Origin of the sequence: Okeania sp. SIO1H4, assembly GCF_010672695.1 — a bacterium.
In the GTDB taxonomy this organism is placed as follows: Bacteria; Cyanobacteriota; Cyanobacteriia; order Cyanobacteriales; family Microcoleaceae; genus Okeania; species Okeania hirsuta.
This window is the reverse complement of sequence record NZ_JAAHGB010000006.1, coordinates 176,977-199,626: the sequence shown is the minus strand read 5'-3', so window position 1 is coordinate 199,626 and position 22,650 is coordinate 176,977. Positions and strand designations below refer to the sequence as shown.

The following is a 22,650-nucleotide window of genomic DNA, read 5'->3' as shown; positions in this document are numbered from 1 at the left end:
CAATGGATGTTAAGAACGCTACTTTCATGCAACAAAGCCTAAGTTTTGGTAAAAGTTACTCTCTTTAATCTTGGAAATAAAAAGGCTGAAACCTTTACAGGTAAAAGTTTTGAAAATTGAGCGGTCAGCCCTAACTATTGGACAATAGTAAATAGAACATCAATAATCACGAAACAGAGCGATCGCTCTTATTGCAGAACAATAACTATTGGACAATAGTAAATAGAACATCAATAACCGCCAAACAGAGCAATTAAGCTACACAATGGATGTTAAGAACGCTACTTTCATGCAACAAAGCCTAAGTTTTGGTAAAAGTTACTCTCTTTAATCTTGGAAATAAAAAGGCTGAAACCTTTACAGGTAAAAGTTTTGAAAATTGAGCGGTCAGCCCTAACTATTGGACAATAGTAAATAGAACATCAATAATCACGAAACAGAGCGATCGCTCTTATTGCAGAACAATAACTATTGGACAATAGTAAATAGAACATCAATAACCGCCAAACAGAGCAATTAAGCTACGCAATGGATGTTAAGAACGCTACTTTCATGCAACAAAGCCTAAGTTTTGGTAAAAGTCACTCTCTTTCACCTCGGCGATCGCTAATTTCGACCTCAACTTCATCCCAAGTTAGTAACTTAGGTTGTTTGGCAAGTGCTTGAGAACGAATTTGCCATAATTTTTTACCCATTTCCGTTTTAGGTTGATAAATATTTTCCTGATTTATATCCAGATTTTGTCTATAAAATTGTTCGACCAAATCTAATACTTCCTGCTGTTTTTCCACAGGTAAACTCCGCCACTTATAGCGCTGTGCGCAGGCAACAGCTCCGGAAAGCAACAGCTCCGGAAGGGGGAATAAATTGCTGATAATATAAGACTTTTAGCTATTTAGCCCCTCCTGCAATTTGTAAATATACCAGCGCTCATTGCTATATCTAACAAAACTTGTTCTCTATTCATTTTTCATAAATTATTAATTTTCAAATTGTAGAATATTCAAAATTCAGTTATCAGTTATCAGTTATCAGTTATCAGTACCTCCTCCGACTCAATAATTTGAGATTCATCAAGGCGAAAATATAAAGCATCAATTTGCTGATCAATTTTTAACTTCATAATTACCGAATAATTAATAATACTAAATTTCACGCATTATTGCTACATCTCTTTGACAGTATGGAGTAGGGAGTAGGGTGAAAAGAGAAATATATCTTTGTTTAATATCGATAATCGTTATAAACATTACTAAACGATTATTATTACTTAATAACTGAAGTTCATCGAAAGTATAGCATTAATGCATGGAAATTGGTATAATTATATCATGTCCGCTGGTATCGTTTGTGTAAACCCAAGGGTGAATATCTACAGGAAATTTAAGTTTTTTATTGCCCTTAAGTATTCTTGCCTGTTCCCTGTTCCCTGTTCCCTGTTCCCTGTTCCCTGTTCCCTACCTTTGCTATACAATACCGATGCTACCGGACATGATATTATTAATTATTAATTCAGGTTAAAATCCTCCCCTTTTCAGGGGAAAAAAGAAAAAAATTTTTCCTTTTAGTCAATCCTCTTCTTTTCAAGGAGAGGTAATAATTAATAATTAATAATTAATAATTAATTATTAATTGTTGAATCCTACCTCCTCGCTCATTCCCATTTCTCCCCTCCTGGGAGGGGGAGGGGCGAGGGGTGGGTTGTCTCCTGTCTCCTGTCTCCTGTCTCCTGTCTCCTGTCTCCTGTCTCCTGTCTCCCCCTCCTGGTAGTCTTCTACCCCTACTAAAAGACTAGTGAAGCGCAAACCCTATTTATAACTATTCAACCGGAGATGATATAATTGTCTATTTAAGTGGATATAGTGGTTCTTTTCCATTCAATTGCCAAATCCTAAATACTAATATAGCCGCCACAGTTAACCATACACAAGAAGGGGCTAAAATCATTCCTGCTGTGGGATTAATTTGCCAGTAAAATATAGTAACTATTAAAGCAGATAACCAAGGACCTAAAATTACGACGGGAACAGCAGCACCTAACCTACGTTCTACAGTAAATATTGTATTCCAAGTATCTCCCAAAGCAAGATGTACTGCAAAAGTTATTAAAGGAAGCACTAAAAATTGTTGGTTCATCTCCTGCCAAACTAATAACGAAGAGATAACTCGTAAGACTGCAATTGTCATCCATACTATGGGAAAAGCTAAAGGTGGAGGTGCCCATTTAGGTCTGACTATACTATCATAAGTCTGACGAGAACGAGTATTATCTAATGGGGAAAAAATTCGCGAACGAATACTTAATAAGGTAAAAAACATTCCTGCAAGTACGGTATTTAACCAATTAGGAAAAGAAGAATAATTATTAACTAAAGTCACCAATTTTTCCATTCCCCAGAAGGCTAGAAGAATAATTCCTATTTGTACAATAGTTCCTAATTTATACATTAAAAGTGCTTTGATATCTAGCTCTTTTGTAGAAACTATTTGTTTGGGGATAGATTGATTTTTCGACTCAGTTTTTACCCCCATTACTGTATTGACAAACTGTTCGACTGTTCCACCATCATTTGATTGAGTCATAATCAGAATATTCAGAAAACTATTAACTTTATTTTCATAGGACTTACGCAAAAGACGAAATTATACACCATTTGTAGGGGTTGGCCATGTACGGGTTAACGGCCGTTAACCCCTACTTTATGTGGTGGTTATGCGTAATTCCTGTCTCATCTAAAATCTGATTATACAGTAATATCATGTCCGGTTGAGTAATTAGATTTTGCTGGAAGGAAGGCAGCTATGCTGTTTGCGTAGCATTCGGTAGGAAAGGTTTTTTTCTCATTGCCACCTTATTTTATACACGCTCCGATGCTACTAGAAATTATATAATTGCTAAGTTATACCAAATTGAAATGAAACTGCTATAGAATAATATTTCAAGTATAATTGACCGCCGGTAAGCGTAGATAAATATAGATCAATTTAATGAATTTCATCATTGTATGCAACCTCATATAAAACTGGTATTAGTTCATTTGAATATAGATACTTTATTGAATACGAATTTAAAAATTCATGCTATTCAAATCCTTATATTTCTCCTGACTCCTGACTTCTGACTCCTGACTCCTGATTAATTGGAATTTGAATAATAAATTCAGTTCCTTGACCTAGTTGAGAATTACAGAATATTTGACCTCTATGTTTTTGTACTATAATTTCATAACTAATAGAAAGCCCTAAACCAGTTCCTTTTCCTACCTCTTTAGTAGTAAAAAACAGGTCAAATATTTTACCTTTTACCTCTTGAGTAATTCCCAAACCATTATCATAAATTTTAATTAAAACTGTGTCTGGATTATCTAGATTAATTTCTGTAGTAATCGTAATAGTAGGAATAAAAAGTTGATCTGTTTCCAGTTTTTCTTCTAATGCATCGATAGCATTACTAAGCAGGTTCATAAATACCTGATTAATTGGAGCTGCATAACACGGAACTAAAGGTAAATCCCCATAATTTTTAACAATTGTAATCTGAGGAAGTTCTGATTTAAGTTTCAATCTATGTTGCAAAATTAACAGGGTACTATCAATTCCTGTATGGATATCTACTTCTTTCCTTTTAGACTCATCAAGGCGAGAAAATGTTCTTAATGATAATACTAATTGACGAATTCTTTCAGCTCCCATTTTCATAGAATTTATCATCTTAGGCAAATCTTTAATAATAAATTCCAAGTCAATATCTTCTGAAAAATCTTTAATTTCTGGAACAGGGTCAAGATAATGTTGATGATATAATTTCATCAAAGTGAGCAAACTTTGTGCATACTCATCGACATGAATTAGATTGCCAAAAATAAAATTTACAGGATTATTAATTTCATGGGCAATTCCTGCTACTAACTGCCCTAAACTAGCCATTTTTTCAGCCTGAATCATCTGCAGTTGAGTTTGTTTTAACTCCCGCAGAGTTTTTGTTAATTCTTCAGTTTGGGTACGGGTTTTTTCCAGTAATTCAGCTTGTTGTAAAGCAATACCTAACTGCACTCCCACCTGTGCTAACAAATTAATTTCTTCATCTTGCCAATAACGAGGACTAGAATTTTGATAAGCAACCAATAACCCCCAAAGTTTTTCTCCCTGCAAAATTGGCACAAAAGTTTCATTTCTGGGAAGTTTACTGGCATTAGTCAGTTTACTGATTACAGGATTAATTGCTAAAGGAGTCTGAACAATAGGAGTCCATTCATCAATCATCGAATCTGCCACAAACTCCCCACTCCAGTTTGGGTAAAAACGATAAATAGCCACTCTCTCAACTTCTAGTAACTGTCGTACCTCTTGAGTAGTCGTCTGAAAAATTGTATTAATATCCAGAGATTGCCTAATTCTATCAATGGTAATTGACAGTCCCTTTTGTCGTTCTGTGGCTTTTTCCAATTCTGCTGCTTGAGCTTGAACTTGTTTGAAATACTGAGCTTGTTGTAGTGCGACTCCCAACTGACCGCCAATTTGAGCCAATAATTCTACCTCTGCTGCTTCCCACTCACGAGGAGCCGAATTTTGATAAGCTGCCAGCAAACCCCAAAGTTTTTCTCCCTGATAAATAGCTACGATAGCATAAGCTCTTGCTTGATAAAACTCTAATACCTCAATGTAACAGTCACTAAAACCTGCATTATAAATATCGTTGCAGATACAATAAACTTTTTGGGCAAAATTTTCGCCTTTGTTTTCTTGCAAATAGGTATCATTCACATAATTTGGCAAATCTCTAATGGAGCATAGATTAACATTTGCGGAGATTTTGGAATTTTCCGTTTGCTCCTGTATTAACTTCTCCCAACCCTCAGCTACTGATTCAGCGACAAACTCCCCACTCCAATCAGCATGAAAGCGGTAGATAATAACTCTGTCTGCATCCAGTAATTTTTGTACTTGTTGGGTAGTTGTTTGAAAAATTGTCTCAAGATCAAGAGACCGACGAATTTTATCAACAATTGCAGCCAGAGTTTTTTGGCGTTCTGCTGATTTTTCCATTGCTGCAGCTCTTGCTGCTAGTTGTACTGACTGCTCCTGAACCTTCTGAACATACTGAGCTTGTTGTAGAGCTACCCCTAATTGAGTTCCTATTTGAACTAGCAACTCAACTTCATCCTTTTGCCAATAACGGGGACCAGAATTTTGATAAGCTGCCAGCAAACCCCAAAGTTTTTCTCCCAGATAAATCGCAATAATCCCATAAGACCTGGCTTGATAATACTCTAATACCTCAATGTAACAGTCACTAAAACCTGCATTATAGATATCGTTGCAGATACGATAAACTAATCCTTTATTAAAATGCCCGCCATTAGTTTCCTGCAAATAGGTATCAGTATGGGGATTTGCCAAATTTTGGACGGAACATCTACTAACATTTTTGTTGATTTCGGGATTTTCCTTTTGCTCCTGTATTAAAGAATTCCAACCTTTAGCTACTGACTCAGCTACAAACTCCCCACTCCAATCAGCATGAAAGCGGTAGATAGTAACTCTGTCTGCATCCAGTAATTTTTGTACTTGTTGGGTAGTTGTTTGAAAAATTGTCTTAAGATCAAAAGACCGACGAATTTTATCAACAATTGCTACTAGAGTTTTTTGCCTTTCTGCTGATTTTTCCTGCTCTGCTGCTTTTGCTAGTTGTACCGACTGCTCCTGAACTTTCTGAAAATACTCAGCTTGTTGGAGAGCAAATCCCAACTGAGCAGCTATTTGAGCTAGCAAGTCTACTTCATCCTTTTGCCAATGACGAGGAGCCGAATTTTGAAAAGTTGCCAGCAAACCCCAAAGTTTTTCTCCAGGTAAAATTGGCACAAGTGCATAAGCTCTGGCTTCAAATTGTTCTAAAAGTTGAACATAACACTGATCATGACCCACCTGATAAATATCGTCAACGGCGAAAGTTTCATTGTTTGCATACCGCCCCCCCTGATTTTGTTCTAAAAAAGTATCTTTAATTATGGGCTGAACTCCCACTAGGGGAGTCCATCTTTCTGCAAAAGATTCGGCAACAAATTCCCCACTAAAGTCAGGTAAAAACTTATATATTACTACTCGATCTGCTTGCAGTAGTTTTCTGACTTCTTGGGTTGCAGTGGCAAAAATTGTCTCAATTTCTAGGGATAGGCGAATTTTGTCGAATAAATTACCTACAATTTTCTGGCGTTCGGCTAACTTTTCTTTTTCTTTACTTATAGCTAGTTGTGCTGCCTGTTTTTCAACTTGTCTGAGAGCATCATCTTGTTGTAGCGCTACACCAAAATGATCGGCTATTTGTTGGACAAATTCTATTTCGTAGTCTTGCCAATGACGAGGCCCACTGCATTGATGAATGCACAGCAAACCCCAAAGTTCGGGTAATATTTCTGTATCTGCACCTTTGAGTAGAGGCACAACTAGATTGGCGCGCACTTGAAATCGCCCCAAAATTTCTGCATGGCAATCACTTAATCCTGCTTGATAAATGTCTGCCACTGCTTGTATTCTACCTTCTTGATAATGAACAGCGAATTGTTCCCCAAAACAGTGGTCATATACTTTAACTGCTAATGCTGAATTCCACTCTAATCCTACATCTTCAGAAACAAATTCTCCTTCCCAGTCTCTTTCTGGATAAAAACGAAACACTCCCACGCGGTCAGCTTTGAGTAGTTGACGTACTTCTGTGGCAGTAATCTTAAAAATTTCTTCTAAATCTAGTGGGCTACGAATTCTCTTAATTACTCTAGCTAAGGCTTTTTGTTGTTGTACTTGGTAATGTGCTGCTTCTAGAAGGTCTGTATTTTTGATTACTACTCCTAGATTTTGAGCCATTTTATGAGCAAGTTCAATCTCCACATCTTGCCATTGCCGAGGTCTGCTACATTGATGTATACAAAGTAATCCCCACAGTTCAGATTGAGTTAATGTTGTAGCATTTTTGGTGTTATCTACTTTGAGTATGGGAACTACCAAATGAGCTTGTACCTGAAACTCTTGGCAAATTTTGCCCTCTGATTCACTTAATGTTGCTTGCTCAATATCCGTTATAGTCTCAATGTATCCTTCTTTATTGTATGCAGCTAATTCTTTCCCAAAAAGCCAATGTTTTACCCTCACCCCTAAAATGGAATTCCAATCATCTGCTACATCTTCACAAATAAATTCTCCTTGCCAATTTAACTGAGGATAGAAGCGAAGCAATGCTACTCGGTCTGCATTTATTAACTGTCGTATTTCTGTAATCGTAATTTTGAAAATAGTTTCTCGGTCTAGGGATGTTGGAATACGAGCGATCGCTGTTGCTAATTTTTTTTTATATTCTTGATTTTCTACAGACATAATTTATTGATTTTTATTAAAAATTTTATAGATAATGTTTCAGAGCGAGTATCGTTAATATTTGTACCTCATATACCACTGAATCTGTTGTATCTCTACCTCCCGAGCAAATCTCTATGAATTATAGACACTATCTTAATGATTTAGTTATGATGAATCTACATTTTTTGTAGACAATAATTTTAATTTTATTTAACAATTTTTTATATAGAATTGTATGATATAATTTAATAACTGTCAATAGTGTGAGCATCTTGCTCGCACTATTGACAATTACAGCACTTTTGAGGATAGTGAGGTATAGCTTAATACTAATGTCTATTACCTATTCCCTAAATTTTTTGGTAGTCCTGCATGGGTTTTGGTGAAGATATATATTTTTTAATTTCTCCCATACTCCCCATCCCCCCCATCTCCCCAAATTCCCCTCCACGGTCGGGGTTAGGGGTTGGTCCCCATCTGCCCACACACTCTCTACCATTACTATGCACCACCACCAATTTTTTATTGTGGGTATTCAAACAGACATGAGATCAAATCCGGTAGCATTGGTATAATAATATCAGATCAAATCCGTTTAATTAGACATAAAAAAAATCTTCAATCGTCATAACTACGCTCATCTTTGTGATTCTCTCTCCTCCTGACTCGGTCCTCCCCCTCCTGGGTTGGGTTAGGGGTGGGTTGACTCCTCAAGACTTAAGCAATCTATAACTGTTTAACCGGATTTGATATCATTTCCGCTGGGGCGCGTTTGTGTAAAACCAAGGGTGAATATCTACAGGAAATTTACGTTTTTTCAAGCTTTTCAGCCTTCTTCCCTCTTGCTTCTTGCTTCTTGCTTACCTTATTTGATATCATTTCCGCTGGGGCGCGTTTGTGTAAAACCAAGGGTGAATATCTACAGGAAATTTACGTTTTTTTCAAGCTTTTCAGCCTTCTTGCCTCTTCCTTCTTCCTTACCTTCACGCTTACAATACCGATGCTACCAGACATGATATGAGATCATTAATTAGGAGTCAGTCCTCCGGAGTCAAGAGGGAAAATAATTTAGAAAGATTTGCGCTCTGGCGCTCAGATGAAACATTTTTTTTCCGAATTAAGCGGATTTGATATGATATTAGAACGGGAGCAAGATGCTCTATACCATTACAATGCACTATAGCAATCCTAAATAAGTTGTGACAAATCAAAAAGTAGATAAAAAAACTGAAACTTCTACCTGTCCCCTGTTCCCTCTCTTGGTGCGCGTTCCCTCTCTTGGTCAGCATTCCCTTGCGACTGGCATCGTCGCGGGGTCTGACCGCTTGCGTCTGACGCCGACGCGGGGTCGCACCGCTGTTCCCTGTTCCCTAAAAGCGGTAAGATTTTTATACACAAATAAAATAGGACTGCTATACTACCTAAAATTGTAGGGGCAAACGGCCGTTTACCCCCACAGACGATAGAAATTATATTACTCACCAAGTCAAGGTTGAGACCACGGACTCAGTTACAGTGCTTTTCATTTAAGTAGGCTACAAAATTCTTTTGGTGCGCGGGAGTAGGCAGTAGGCAGTAGAGAGCAGACAGTAGGATAATGCTTTGGCCACTGTAGTCTATCTATTTGTATCTATAGAACCCCCGATCGTATCTTTGGACGCGGTATGTGCTTTTGGCTTCCGTCCTCAGCCTGAGGAAGTTGTGGAAATTCAGGAACGAGAATGGGGAAAAAGCGGATGAGACCCCGCGTCGCCCAATAGCAAACCTGGTAGCTTCCCTTGCAGGTAGAAAAATACTCTCATCTCCCCATCTCCCCATCTCCTTCTCTATTTTTAAATAGATCCGTTTAGGGGTTCTATAGGACTTACGTTCCTCAAGGTATTTCCGTCATTGGGACCGAAAGGGTTTGCGGAGCAGTCCGGAACGGAAAGCAATCTCAAGTCCTAGTTTTTCGTACCTCATGCGTAAGTCCTGATCTATTGAAAAGACCATAAAAAGTCTTGACCTGTACCTGGTCGATACCAGAGAATATCAGAGAAGAGATTGCCGTTAAAGTCTCCAGCTATTGGGGTATAAGTACCATTAACTGTAAACCTATTGCTGTCAAAAGTACCGTCGGAATTGAAAGACCATAAAAAGTCTTGACCTGTACCTGGTCGATACCAGAGAACATCTGTGGTACCACTAGCATCAAAGTCTCCAGCTATTGGGGTATAAGTACCATTAACTGTAAACCTATTGCTGTCAAAAGTACCGTCGGAATTGAAAGACCATAAAAAGTCTTGACCTGTACCTGGTCGATACCAGAGAACATCTGTGGTACCACTAGCATCAAAGTCTCCCGCTACTGGGGTGTAAGTACCATTAACTGTGAACCTATTACTCTCAAAAGTACCGTCAGAATTGAAAGACCATAAAAAGTCTTGACCTGTACCTGGTCGATACCAGAGAACATCTGTGGTGCCACTGCCATCAAAATCTCCCGCTACTGGGGTGTAAGTACCGTTAACTGTAAACCTACTGCTGGTACGATTTCCATCCTTATCAAAGAACCAGATGAAATCCTGGCCTGACCCTGGTCGATACCAGAGAATATCTGAGGTGGAATCACCGTTAAAATCTCCAACTATCGGCGTGTAAGTACCATTGACCGTGAAGCGACTGCTCTCAAAAGAGCCGTCAGAGTTGAAGAACCAAATGAAATCCTGGCCTGGTCCTGGTCGATACCAGAGAATATCAGTATTGTTGTCTCCATTAAAGTCACCTGCAATGGGTTCATATACCCCATTAATTCTGACTGGGGTGCTTGTGTAAGATGGTTCTGATGACGTTGTAGATATCGATATAGTTTCAGTATCTGTATTATTCGATTCGTCAGTCTCCGCAACAGCATCAAAACTGTCAACGAGCATACCAATCTGATAATCTGCGTCCTCATCCCAAGAAAAACCGTCTATAGTAGGTAGGGAAAAACTTTCACTTAGCACTCCGCTATTACTGTTACCAGGCAAACTTTCTATCCAGGTAAAACCAAGCAGATAGTCTTCCTGTGCGTCAATATTAGCATCCTCGGATAAGAAGAAGTCTACCCAGAAACCAGTAGCATCATCGCTGCCAGTATTGTCTACAGAAAAGTCAATATCAATAGAATCACCAGGACTAACTTGTTGCGGAGTTACTTCAAAGACATCACTAGATAGATCGATTTGGTTTTCAAAGGTAGAGAGAATTAGTTCGAGGTTAATATTACCAAAGTCACCATTGAATCCATCCACTGCTATGTTGTAGGTTTCACCTTCAACTACATCAAAGAGAATCTCGCTCTGGAGACCATAATTTACACTATCATCATTACTGTCAATCTCAGTTAAGTTAGAGAGGGAAGAACCTGTATACGCTGCTAGTATTGTATCAAAATCACTACCGCCAGTATTGACGGTTAAAGTACCATCATTAGGAGCTGTCCAACTCCACCACAGGGATGCACCGCCATCATTTCCTGCATGAAGAGGTTCTTCTAACTCTACAGTTGCGTTCTCATTGGTAGCTGTTTCATTAATCTGTGAACCGCTTAAAGAAATCCTGTCAGCAAAATCATCGTTTGCTAGGGTATCAGCCTCCAAAAACAAAGCCAACTCAACATTACCTGCTGCTCCACTAAATCCATCCACTGCAATTTGATAGTTAGTTCCTGCTACTGCTTGGAAAGCAATTTGGCTTTGCAAACCACTACTATCGTCATTGCTAGCAATCTCAGTTAAGTTGGAGACTGATGAACCTGTGTAGGCGGCTAAAATGGTGTCGAAATCGCTGCCAAAGGTATCAATAGTTACTAATCCTGAACTTGGTGCTGTCCAATTCCACCATAGGGAACTACCACCATCATTTCCAGCATGATTTGGTTCTCCAAGTTCTTTGGAAGCGTTGATGCTACTGGTAGTTGCGTTATCGGAAGTACCACTGAGGGTAGCACTGTTGGCAAAATCATTGTTAGATATCTGTGAAGAGATCTGTGATGTTGCTAGTTCTATATCTAAAACGATATTACCCTCAGAACCAGAAAATCCATCAACTGCAATTTTATAATTTGTTCCTCCAACAACTTCAAAAGTCACCAGACTTTGTACTCCCTCACCTCCATCATCGTCACTGGCAACTTCAGTCAGGTTTGACACAGAATCACCTGTATAAATTCCTAATATAGTATCAAAATTACTACCATCAGTTCCGATAGTGACTGTACCAGATGAAGGTGCAGTCCAATCCCACCAAACGGAACTACCGCCAGAGTTTTCAGCATGATTTGGTTCTCCCGATTCTATGGTGGCATTAATATTGTTGCCAGTAGCGCTAGCAGATGAACCACTTAAGGATATACTGTCAGATAAATTATCGTTTTCTACCCCTATTGTTTCTAGTGAGAGGTCAATAGCAATATTGCCTGTAGCTTCCAAATATCCATCTACCGCAAAATGATATGTGGTTCCCCCTACGGCATCGAAGACAATTTCGCTTTGGCGACTACTTCCACTATCGTCGTTGCTATCAACTTCAGTCAAGTTTGAAACTGAAGCACCTATATATGCAGCTAATACAGTATCAAAGTCACTACCGAAAGTATTGACTGTCACTTCCCCAGAAGTAGGAGCTGTCCAACTCCACCAAAGAGAGTTACCTCCACCAACATCAGCGTGATTTGGTTCTCCAGATTGTTCGGTAGCATTAACATTTGTACCAGAGTCGCTGTCTGATGTACCAGACAGGATTTCGCTATCTAGAAAATTATCGTTGTCAAGTCGAGCAGATTCTATCTCTAATGCAGCACCTAGATTAAGTCTGGGTTTAGTAATTCCGTTGCGGTGGTCTGTAATGGGGTCGCCAGAATTAAGCATCCGTTGCAGAATTTGGTCTGGACTTTCATTGGGGAAGGCTTCACTTAAGACCGCAACTGCTCCAGCAACGTGGGGTGCTGCCATTGAAGTTCCAGGAACGTTGAATCCTCCTGCATTTATAAATGCTCCAGGTGCTAGTATGTCTAGAAACTGGGCACTGTTGGAAAACACTGCCACTCGATCTGGTACAACGTCTAAGTCGATATCCCCATAGCTACCTGTGTAGTCATACGTTGCACCAACTGATACCGCACTTTCATAAGCAGCAGGTCTTCCAATTCCATCTGTGTAGCGATTATTTCCAGATGCAACGATGGTGAGGATACCTGCTGATTTGGCTGCTTCAATAGCTAAACCTCTAGCAGAGCTATCATCAGAGAGTGGTTCTGTAAATTTTCCCCCACCAAGACTCATATTGATGGCTTCAATATTGTAAGTGTTTCTGTTATCAATCACCCAGTTAATCGCAGCGATCTGGTTTGATACCCTTGATGTTGATTTCCCCTGTTCATTAAAGGTATCAAAAACATCTAATGCTGCAATATTAGTCCCTGGTGCAACTCCAGCAACAATGGCGCTAACATTCGTTCCATGGCCATCGTTGTCATCTTGACCATCATCATTGCCAAAGTCTTGAGCAAATACTATTCGATCCTCAAGACCAGGAGCATTTGGATTAGCGCCTGTATCAAGAACTGCAACAGTTGTACCTTCCCCTGTATATCCTGCTGCTTCTGCTTCTGGTTGATTGATGATGGGTAGACTTTCTTGTAGAAATGTTTCATCTACTTCCGGAACTGCTGCTCCTAAAACGTCATCATTTTCTAACAGTTCTAGCAGAGGTTCTTCTGACTCAAACCGGACAAAGGAAATTGGCAAATTACCATAATCATCTATAATTTCAAATCCTTCTGGTAAATCAGAGAATACCTCTTCTTTTTTTAGTTCTGCCAGCAATTCTGCTTTGTATTCTAAGATTTCGTCGCTACCTGCCTCTAAACCTTCCTCCACCATTCGAGCTTCTACCAGTGCATCAATTTCACTGCTGTCTAATGAGACTAAAAGTTCTTGGGCCTCACCATTAGCGATCGCTTCTAACACCTCTGGCGATACTTTCTCTTCTGGTTCTAATGAAGCAATACTACTTGGTGTCTCTATGAACTTTCCTTCTGGTGGAATATTTATGACATCTGTTTCAGATTGTTCTCCATCATCATCTACAGATGTTTTCTCTTCTTTGGGTAAAGTAACATCAGTGGGTTTTTCTGATGAATTCTCAGAAGATTCTTCTTTGGGTAAACCTGTTAACAAATCGGCCTTTTCTGTTCCCAAGTCTTTAAAATCTTCTTGTTCAAACCGACCTACAATTACTTCTTTCTCACCTGTAGAGCTTTGGTCAGTTGAATTTCTGAAGCCATCAAATGAATTGTCAAAATCGATATTACTTTTTAGTACAATACCATCAGTATCCTCTTCAACATTTAACAAAGAAAGTAACTTGATACCCTCATCAGAAGCTGAAAATTTATCTAAGGGAATATTAGGTTGTTCTCCGACAACAAAATTATAGTTGAGAGGAGATTCTAGTTCATTTAAAGGGCTATATAGTTCTGTTGTTTGTTCCATTTTCCTAAAAATTTAGTAATTGCTAATAGTTTGACTTTTATTTCTAGTTACTTCTAGATTCTGCAATGCCATACTATGGGTTAAATAGATAGAATGAAGGTCAATGTATCACTTTAAACCGCAAAACTTACGATGAAATTAACTCCTAATATAGCACTATCTTCTTTGGCGTTTGACAATAAATCTGGGTTGTTTGTACAGCATTATGGTAGGAAAAGGCAACAGCTTTCTTATGGCAATAGGCATACAGAGGAATATCAAACGACTTAGAGGTTGTTTGTCAAGAATTATGAAGTGTTTTTACCCCTGAAAAATTGGGTATTTCAGCCTATAAAATCTGGTATAAATCACCAAGTTGTTACAGTTTAAAGCTCAATCATTGTACATTACAAAACTTTACAAACAGTCTCTTAATGCCTAGCGCTATATAAATTTACTTTTCATCTCCAAGCAAATTATCTCTGATTACGGAAAATCATAATTTTTGAATTCTAAATACCCTGAAATTTCAATTTTTTTACTTATTTTTATAATGAGGATAGATATCTAAAATACTGTTATTTATCTTTTTCTTTTGGGTTTAATACCTCACCGTCTACACAGTGTTTACAATTGGTTGGGGTTTGAGTCCCCATTCACTTTTTCCTTTTTCCTTCTTCCTTCTTCCTTCTTTAATGTGATTTTTATGATTACTTAATTTTTTTCAGTTGAGCAGGTATAAAAGTTATTAATATCTGAATCAAGAAAATTATTTTAGGGTTAGCTCACTGACAAATACTTGACATTTTCAGTAAAAGAATGTATCGTATTATTAATTTATACAACAACAGCCCTATTTGTTCGCACTTTAGGGCTGTTTTTTATGTCTTTATACTAAAATAAAAACACTCTAAAATTTATTCTATTTATGCAACTAATATCTCGTAAATTATCTAGATGGTTTATTGTTGGCATGGCGAGCATATTTATATTTTCAATCATGCTCAGATTCTGGCAAATAGGTCGTTTTAATACTCTCGTTTTTGACGAGGTTTATTATGCTAAATTTGCCAATAACTACTTAACTAAAACTGATTTTTTTAATGCCCACCCTCCACTTAGTCAATATATTATTGCTATTAGTATTTGGATAGGCTCTCATCTGCCCTTCGGACAAGAAATAGTGAATAATGAAACAGGTTCTACTTTAGCTCCTTGGACTTATCGATGGATAAATGCTTTAACTGGTTCATTTATTCCAGTAGTAGTAGGAGCGATCGCTTATCAATTAACTAGGCGCCAAAGTTATGGTTTTATTGCAGCTTTACTAATTGCTTTGGATGGATTATTTTTAGTTGAATCCCGCTACGCACTGAATAATATTTATCTAGTAATTTTTGGATTATTAGGTCAGTTCTGCTTAATTATTGCTTTGCAAGATTGGCAATTGAAACAAAAAATTTGGTTGGCTTTAGCCGGAATAAATTTTGGTGCAAGTGCTGCGATAAAATGGAATGGTTTAGGATTTTTACTCAGTATTTATCTACTCTGGATATTTGCCTGGGTCATTGAATTTTTAGCCCCCCCAAAAAAGTCTAATTTTATATCTCCTTTGCGAAATTTAGCTCGACTAAATCTGCTGAAATTTACTTTAAACTTATTTTTTATTCCCATCATAACCTACAGTTTACTCTGGATTCCTCACATTATTCTCAATCCGAAATATGGATTTTGGGAAATGCAAAAACAAATTTTCAGCTATCATCAAAGAATTGGTAGTGGACCAGATACTCATCCTTATTGTGCTCAATGGTTTACTTGGCCATTGATGCTCAGACCTGTGGTTTATTTCTATAAAAATACAGGCTTATTAGATCAACCTGAAGCTTCTTTACCACCATTACCTTCAGATATTGGAAATCCAAAAGTTAATCCGCTAATTTATGATGTTCATGCTATGGGAAATCCCGCTCTTTGGTGGTTATCAGCAGTAGCAATTTTATCTTTAGTGTTAATATTAATTAACTGCATCTGGGATTGGGAAAAAAAACGAAAAGCTAGACGTAATAAAATTTTCATTAAGCCAAAAGTGAAATTTATTCCTGCCTCAGAAATGTGGTTTTTACTATATTTATTATTAAATTGGTTTGCCAATTTTTTACCTTGGTCAAAAGTGACTCGTTGTACTTTTATCTATCATTATATGGGTGCTGCTGTGTTTGCTATTTTGGCACTTGCTTGGTGGCTTGATAAGTGGTTAAATAATAGACAAGTTCATCTCAGAGCAATAGGAGTTACAGTTATTTTTATCATTTTATTTGCTTTTGTTTTTTGGATGCCTATTTATTTGGGATTACCTATATCTCCGCAAAATTGGCAGATGAGGATGTGGTTTCGTTCTTGGATTTGAAGAAGGGAAAAGGCAGAAGGCAGAAGGCAGAAGGCAGAAGGGAAAATTGCTTATGGATAGTCTTCGACACGCCACTCCGCGTCTACAAACCTCAAACAATTTTAAGCACCCCCGTTGACGGTGGGGTATTAAACCTACCACAGAAAAGATAATATTAGATTTTAGGCGCTAAGTTTTAGGTTGCGAATATCAGGAAATTAGTTTCCCAAATTTTATTAGTTATTTGTCATATTATTAGAGCGTGCTTGATATAAACTACCAAATAAATGACTAATATTAATATCAAGTTATTTTGAATACTTATATAGTGTTTTTATTTGAGATATAAATATAAATTGAGGTTTTTTCTAATAAAAAAAGCGCTGTTTTGAGTTTCTTATATCCTGTATATCCTGGTGTTTGTTACTATTTAATGTTGTTTTCCCTCCTTTACCGAAAAATTAAGGTATAAACCCTCTCCATTCATGGATAAAAAAACGGTCGATCTTCGGAGCTTCCCGTAGGGTGGGATGGCGTTAGCTGGTCTCCTCGCCATATCCAATAGACCAAGAGAAGAAAAAAAATCCTTTTAGCCAATCCTCTTCTTTATAAGAATAGATAATTATTAATTATTAATTGTTAATTATTAATTGTTGAATATTCCCTCCATACCTTTTTCATGGCACTTGGCTTCCACATCCCAGATAAAAACACTATAAACTAAGTTATCAATCAAGGGAAAATAGTGGTACTTTGATATTTTTCACCAAAAATTCTTTCCAACCCAGTAGTAGCACAAGAAATGCTTTAAAAAGCTAAAAATAGCTGTTTGCGTAGCATGACTAGGAAAACCTAAATATATCAAAAAATCTTTTAATTAAAGGTAAAAAAATTGCTGTATAAGGTTTTGAGATTATTTTTAATCTATTTTTTTCTAAAGTCTCGATAGAAGAGGAAAGTTTCCACGAATCATCTAGTAGTTCTATATTATCTTCCCACCAATTAAAGGTTAAATCTAACACCTACGACCTACCAAATACGACCTTCTCAAATAAAGCTCTATACACAGGTTTATCTTTAGCTAAAGTAACAATTTCTCTTTCTGATAATACTGGCAAAATATTTTCAGTTAACCAATCATCAGAACTTCGAGAAAATGAACTATGAGCAGAGAAGCGGTTACACATTTCTCTTGCCACTTTCTCTACATCAGAATGGAGAAAAACTTTTCCTCCAACTGTTAAATAATTTGCTAAATCTTCGACTAATTTTGGTTGCACAACTCTGCGTATTTGATGACGTCTCTTAAACCAAGGATCGGGAAATAAAATTGAGACTCTTTGTAATGTTCCTTCTCGCAAAGATTGTAATATTTTTTCCAGAGAGATATTGGCATTACAAAATAAATAGTGCAAATTATTAAAACCCTGTTCATTTAGCAAATTATTAGCCTCTATAACTAATGGTTCCCGAATTTCTAAACCCAGAAAATTCCACTCAGGTTCTGTCTGTGCCATCTGCCATAAAAATTTACCCCGACCACAACCAATATCTAAATGTAATGGTTTATTTAAATCAGAATAAATATTACTAAAATTTGGTAGAGTTACTGACTCTTGATATTTATTAGAGAAAGGATTAACGTGCTGTCTTACTCTGACTCTTGCCAAAATTTACACCTCTATTTTTGCGTTATAATTAAGGTTTGCTGAATCAAGTCTTTTTGCCGGGGTAGGAGACAGGAGACAGGAGACAACCCACCCCTAACCCCTCCGGTGGAGGGGAGAAATGGGAATGAGCGAGGAGGCAGGAGTAAAAGTAATTGTCTCTTGATTTCTCTGCCCAACTATGAGCCTAAAATACGCTCCTTTTTGAGCGTTTTAGACGTGATACCGAGTACTTTTTCCGACCCCAAAAAGGCACTTGTCTTTATATGTCAATACTTTTAGATTTAATCAGTAAGCCCTAATTATACGATAATGATGTAAATTTTTACCACTAATTCAGATAGGGAGTAGTTCATTAATGAATAATGGATAATGGATAATTGATAATTACCTCTGGTTAAAACCGTTATAGAATTGAATATAAGGAAATATTATTTCTTCTCTTGGTCTATTGGATTGAGTAACAATTGTAAGAATGATTTTTCTGCCATATTCAGCCCAAAATACTAGCTTTTTGAGCGTTTTCAACTCAAAAAGACACACTTTTTTCGACCTTAAAAATGCTCAAACCTTTATATCTCAATACTTTAATAATTAATCAGCAAGCCCTAATTATTAATTATTAATTATTATTAATTGTTGAATGCCTATATATTATGAAACTAAATCCATCACAAATAAAAAAAATTGAGAACTTTCTAGAAAAAATTAAAAATGATACTTATCCCGAACCTCCAACCAAACTTCATAATCAAATAACTAAGCAAATGTTTGATGTATGTCTAAAGCAAATATTTTTACCACCAGCAGCCAAAATATTAGATATTGGTTGTGGTCAAGGTGTCGCTTTAGAAATATTTAAAAAACATGGTTTTTTACCAACTGGAATTACTCTAAATAGTGAAGATGTAGCTATTTGCCAACAAAAAGGTTATCAAGTTTATGAAATGGATCAATCTTTTCTAGAATTTGCAGATAACTATTTTGATTTTGTTTGGTGCAGACATTGTTTAGAACATAGTATTTTTCCATATTTTACTTTGCAGGAAATTTATAGAGTTATTAAACCCGAAGGTTATCTATATTTAGAAGTACCTGCTCCTGATACAAGTTGCAAACATCAAACTAATAAAAACCACTACAGTGTATTGGGAAAAACGATGTGGCTAGATTTAATTAAAAGAACAGGGTTTGAAGTTTTACAAGTATTAGATATTCAATTTAATGTGCCTGTAGGTCCAGATATATATTGGGCAATGATTCAGAGGAAAAATAGTTCGACTATAACTTCATAAAATTCTACCAAAATTCTCAATATCCAATCGCAATCTAAATTCTGAACAGCAAGAAATAAAGCTCTCCCTAAATTCTCATAAATTTACTCAAAAATTGATGCTTGACTCTTTTCAAAAAGCGCGAGCTTATGAATCTGAAATCTTCCAATTAATTCGCAAATTTCTACAAAATGGTGACTGTTTTATTGATATTGGCGCTCATATTGGATATTATTCTATTTTAGCTGCAAAAATAGTAGGCATTGAAGGTAAAGTTTTTGCTTTTGAACCAGAATTATCAAATTATCAAAAAATCTTAGAGAATATTAGTCTCAACAATCTAAACAATATTAGCTTATTTAATCTTGCTGTTGGCTCAGAAACGAAACAAACACAACTATTTTTTAATCAAGATAATGATGGCGGTCATGCTTTGTGGGATGTCGGTAAACATCCATTCAATCAAAAAAGTTTGGATAATCAAACAATGCAAAATATTCAACAATCTACACTTGATGATATTTTAAGTCAGCAAAAAGATATTAGTCACATCAAAATGATTAAAATTGATACTGAAGGAGCAGAGCTTGATGTAATTAAAGGAGCAGTAAATACACTTTATCAATATGATGTTCCCTATATTATTTGTGAAATTAATAAATTTGGATTACAACAAATGGGAACTAATGAAACAGAATTGAGAGAATTTATGGAATCCTTAAAATATGAAACTTATTTAATTACCTCAGACGAAATTAATCAGCTAGTTAAGTTACCTATCGGTAAGTATTATCAAACATCCCATGTATTTAACGTTCTATTTACTAAACAAAATAAAATGATAAATCAAGAATCATAATTCAGACTTGAAAATGCACGACTTCTATCTACTTAGGGTTTGCTGAAAAAGTCTTATAAGTGAGGGGAGGAGTCAGGATTCAGGAGTCAGAATTAATGGGAATTATAGGGAAAGAAGCCGAAAGAATTGTCGCTCAATTTTTCTGCCCTTGTCTGCTCAAAATGTTAGTATTTTGCGCAATTCGGAGCTAAAAATTGACACTTTTTTCGCAACAAAAAGGCTAAAACCTTTGTATGTCAATGTTTTAATATTTAATCAGCAAGCCCTAATTATTAGTAAGTATTCAGCTAGCTCGCGGTCAGCTCTTCGGTGCGGAGTGCTGCGCAAACAACTTTTTAATAAATGAACCAAGCATTTGCTTAACTTATACGACATTTTTAAACAAAGAATTGAAGCACAAGAACAGCAAGCTTAAATTTTCTACTAAAATTAATAAGGTTGATAGCTGATAGCTGATAGCTGACTGCTGAATGCTTACAATTATTAATTATTAATTATTAATTATTAATTGAAGATAATACCTCTTGATGAATTAGTGATCGCTCTCTCAAAAAATCTATCCTTTCTGGAAACAAAGCATTCCCATTCGCATAATTTTCAATCCACATCTTACTAATTAAATTTGCATCTTCCGGCAATTCAGCTAATTCCCATCCAGGCATTTCCAACTCAGTCATTAACTGACTAACTTTCGGGTCGTAACTAATAGCAAAACAACGACATTCCTCCGCAGAACCCATAATTAAACTGTGAAAACGCATACCTATTACCATTTCCACACCCCGAAAAACTCCCTTCAAAACTCTAGGGTCTTCTATAGTTAAAATCTTGCTATGATTAGGCAATTTTTGATGAATAGATTCAGCAATTTTTAAATCCTTTATCGGTTGAAAAGGCAACAACAAAATAAACGCTTTAGTTGCCTTTTGAAAAGAAACCAAAGCCTGAGTTAAAATTGCTAAACGTGCCGGAGTAAGTTGTGGGTGAGGTCTCAAACTGACCGCTACTCTTGGCGCAGGTAAATCCCAAAGACCAGGGACAGAGGAACTTTCCAAAGCCCAAACTGGGTCAGGAGCTAAAGTAAAAGGAATCTCCCACTTGGCAACTATTTTTGCCGAATTGGCATCCCTGACACTAACCGCAGTACAACCTTTAAAACATTGCTTTGCCAAAAATTGGGTACTTTGATGATGTAAAGGACCAATACCCTGTGCCCAGGCAATTGTTTTTAAGCCCATTTTTTGAGCAATTCCCATTAGTCCGGCATAATAAAAAGGACTAGCAATACTGGTAGCATCTTGAATCAGACTTCCACCCCCCCAGATAAATACATCCGAACGTTTCATGGCCTGGAGAATAGTAAAAGTATTGAGGCGATCGCCCGCTTCGACCTGGTATTGTTTTTGAGTTTCGATAGGGTTGCCAGACAAAACATAAGGTTGAATATTATCGGGCAACATCTGCAACAAAGATGCTAATAATGCCTCATCTCCACTATTACCTTTTCCGTAGTAACCACACAAAATTGCTCGCATTTGTCTGAGTAGTTTATTCTTTTGATATAACCTTATATAACACCAAAGTTGATACTTAAATTTTCAGATTTTTTAGATATGCACGCTTTATCAATTCCTACTTGGATTATTCATATTTCTAGCGTTATTGAATGGATAGCTGCCATTTGGTTTATTTCTCTCTATGGCAATGTCACTAATAACCGTGCCTGGTATGGTTTGTCTTTTGCCATGTTACCTGCATTGGTCAGTGCGATGTGTGCCTGTACTTGGCATTATTTTGATAATGACCCAAATTTAGAATGGTTGGTTACTCTTCAAGCTTCAATGACTTTGTTGGGAAATTTTACTCTATTAGCTGCTGCTTGGTTGATATTTTCTAATAGTAAAAAGCAAGAAGAAGGTAGCGAGAGTTAATTTTTCGGTACGACACTGAATCTAGACTAGAGACTATGATTTTTTGACAAATTACATATATTCAGAAGTGAGTGATTTTTCAGTCCTTCAGACTATATATCTGTAACGTTATAGTTTTGAGAGAGTCTTTAGAATACTGAGAACTGAATCTAGACTAGAGACTATGATTTTTTGACAAATTACATATATTCAGAAGTGAGTGATTTTTCAGCACTCCACACCAGATAATCTATAACGTTATAGTTTTGAGAGAGTCTTTAGAATACTGAGAACTGAATCTAGACTAGAGACTATGACTTTTTGACAAATTACATATATTCAGAAGTGAGTGATTTTTCAGCCCTTCAGATTATATATCTGTAACGTTATAGTTTTGAAAATATATATTCAGAGTATTTGAAACACTCAACCCTGACTTTAGACTAGAGACTATGATTTTTTGACAAATTACATATATTCAGAAGTTAGCTATTTTTGCGCACTCCAGACTATATATCTATAACGTTATAGTTTTAAGTCTGTATATTCAGAGTATTTTGAATACTTAACTCCAGAGTACCGACTATCTTTTTTTGAAAAATTAAATCAACTCAGAAGTGAGATATTTTTCAGCACTCCAGACTAGATATCTATAACGTTATAGTTTTAAGTCTGTATATTCAGAGTATTTTGAATACTTAACT

The 22,650-nt window shown here is 36.6% G+C and carries 16 protein-coding genes; 7 read left to right on the top strand and 9 right to left on the bottom strand.

Features of this window, described 5'->3' with window-relative positions:
* Positions 1 to 581 precede the first annotated feature (581 nt).
* The 6 genes from F6K06_RS05190 to F6K06_RS05165 all read right to left on the bottom strand — a co-directional run bounded on the left by F6K06_RS05190 (position 582) and on the right by F6K06_RS05165 (position 7,889).
* On the bottom strand, positions 582 to 845 hold the full coding sequence (locus F6K06_RS05190) for a hypothetical protein (protein ID WP_124155354.1): 264 nt from the start codon (positions 843 to 845) through the stop codon (positions 582 to 584).
* Positions 846 to 1,024: 179 nt separating this feature from the next.
* A complete protein-coding gene (locus F6K06_RS05185; protein WP_287240632.1) occupies positions 1,025 to 1,123 on the bottom strand; it encodes a DUF2283 domain-containing protein in 99 nt (32 codons plus the stop codon).
* A gap of 505 nt (positions 1,124 to 1,628) precedes the next feature.
* On the bottom strand, positions 1,629 to 1,805 hold the full coding sequence (locus F6K06_RS05180; RefSeq protein ID WP_287240634.1) for a hypothetical protein: 177 nt from the start codon (positions 1,803 to 1,805) through the stop codon (positions 1,629 to 1,631).
* Positions 1,806 to 1,845: 40 nt separating this feature from the next.
* Positions 1,846 to 2,583 carry a TspO/MBR family protein gene (locus F6K06_RS05175; protein WP_124145421.1) on the bottom strand — a complete coding sequence of 246 codons (738 nt, stop codon included), beginning with the start codon at positions 2,581 to 2,583 and terminating at the stop codon, positions 1,846 to 1,848.
* A 510-nt stretch (positions 2,584 to 3,093) separates the two neighbouring features.
* The gene (locus tag F6K06_RS05170; protein WP_124155112.1) at positions 3,094 to 7,368 is read right to left on the bottom strand and encodes a GAF domain-containing protein; all 4,275 of its coding nucleotides are present in this window, start codon (positions 7,366 to 7,368) and stop codon (positions 3,094 to 3,096) included.
* Positions 7,369 to 7,700: 332 nt separating this feature from the next.
* Positions 7,701 to 7,889, bottom strand: a complete 189-nt coding sequence (locus tag F6K06_RS05165) for a hypothetical protein (RefSeq protein ID WP_124155111.1) — start codon at positions 7,887 to 7,889, stop codon at positions 7,701 to 7,703.
* Positions 7,890 to 8,952: 1,063 nt separating this feature from the next.
* Between F6K06_RS05165 and F6K06_RS05160 the strand changes: the two genes are divergently transcribed.
* Positions 8,953 to 9,090 (top strand): hypothetical protein, encoded by a 138-nt coding sequence (locus F6K06_RS05160; protein WP_161565027.1) that lies wholly within the window; start codon positions 8,953 to 8,955, stop codon positions 9,088 to 9,090.
* 236 nt (positions 9,091 to 9,326) lie between these two features.
* Here the strand turns inward: F6K06_RS05160 and F6K06_RS05155 are convergent, their stop codons facing one another.
* A complete protein-coding gene (locus tag F6K06_RS05155) occupies positions 9,327 to 13,868 on the bottom strand; it encodes a S8 family serine peptidase (protein ID WP_287242611.1) in 4,542 nt (1,513 codons plus the stop codon).
* Positions 13,869 to 14,000: 132 nt separating this feature from the next.
* Here F6K06_RS05155 and F6K06_RS05150 point away from each other — a divergent pair, with 132 nt between their 5' ends.
* The 3 genes from F6K06_RS05150 (at position 14,001) to F6K06_RS05140 (ending at position 16,409) form a co-directional block, all read left to right on the top strand.
* Entirely contained in the window at positions 14,001 to 14,138 is a 138-nt protein-coding gene (locus F6K06_RS05150) for a hypothetical protein (RefSeq protein WP_287242613.1), read from the top strand.
* 637 nt (positions 14,139 to 14,775) lie between these two features.
* Positions 14,776 to 16,257 (top strand): dolichyl-phosphate-mannose--protein mannosyltransferase, encoded by a 1,482-nt coding sequence (locus F6K06_RS05145; protein WP_287242615.1) that lies wholly within the window; start codon positions 14,776 to 14,778, stop codon positions 16,255 to 16,257.
* Positions 16,254 to 16,409: a hypothetical protein gene (locus F6K06_RS05140; RefSeq protein WP_161565026.1), complete on the top strand. Its 156-nt coding sequence runs from the start codon at positions 16,254 to 16,256 to the stop codon at positions 16,407 to 16,409. Before F6K06_RS05145 ends, F6K06_RS05140 begins: the two co-directional genes overlap by 4 nt.
* 849 nt (positions 16,410 to 17,258) lie before the next feature.
* Here the strand turns inward: F6K06_RS05140 and trmB are convergent.
* On the bottom strand, positions 17,259 to 17,906 hold the full coding sequence (gene trmB, locus F6K06_RS05135) for a tRNA (guanosine(46)-N7)-methyltransferase TrmB (RefSeq protein WP_287242618.1): 648 nt from the start codon (positions 17,904 to 17,906) through the stop codon (positions 17,259 to 17,261).
* Between the two features lie 653 nt (positions 17,907 to 18,559).
* Here trmB and F6K06_RS05130 point away from each other — a divergent pair.
* Positions 18,560 to 19,198, top strand: coding sequence for a bifunctional 2-polyprenyl-6-hydroxyphenol methylase/3-demethylubiquinol 3-O-methyltransferase UbiG (locus F6K06_RS05130; protein ID WP_124145416.1), 639 nt, complete (start codon positions 18,560 to 18,562; stop codon positions 19,196 to 19,198).
* A gap of 97 nt (positions 19,199 to 19,295) precedes the next feature.
* Entirely contained in the window at positions 19,296 to 20,036 is a 741-nt protein-coding gene (locus F6K06_RS05125) for an FkbM family methyltransferase (protein WP_124145415.1), read from the top strand.
* A 497-nt stretch (positions 20,037 to 20,533) separates the two neighbouring features.
* Here the strand turns inward: F6K06_RS05125 and csaB are convergent, their stop codons facing one another.
* Positions 20,534 to 21,571 (bottom strand): polysaccharide pyruvyl transferase CsaB, encoded by a 1,038-nt coding sequence (gene csaB / locus F6K06_RS05120; RefSeq protein WP_287242622.1) that lies wholly within the window; start codon positions 21,569 to 21,571, stop codon positions 20,534 to 20,536.
* Between the two features lie 78 nt (positions 21,572 to 21,649).
* Here csaB and F6K06_RS05115 point away from each other — a divergent pair, with 78 nt between their 5' ends.
* The gene (locus F6K06_RS05115; protein ID WP_287242624.1) at positions 21,650 to 21,967 is read left to right on the top strand and encodes a DUF2499 domain-containing protein; all 318 of its coding nucleotides are present in this window, start codon (positions 21,650 to 21,652) and stop codon (positions 21,965 to 21,967) included.
* The last annotated feature ends 683 nt before the right edge of the window (positions 21,968 to 22,650 follow it).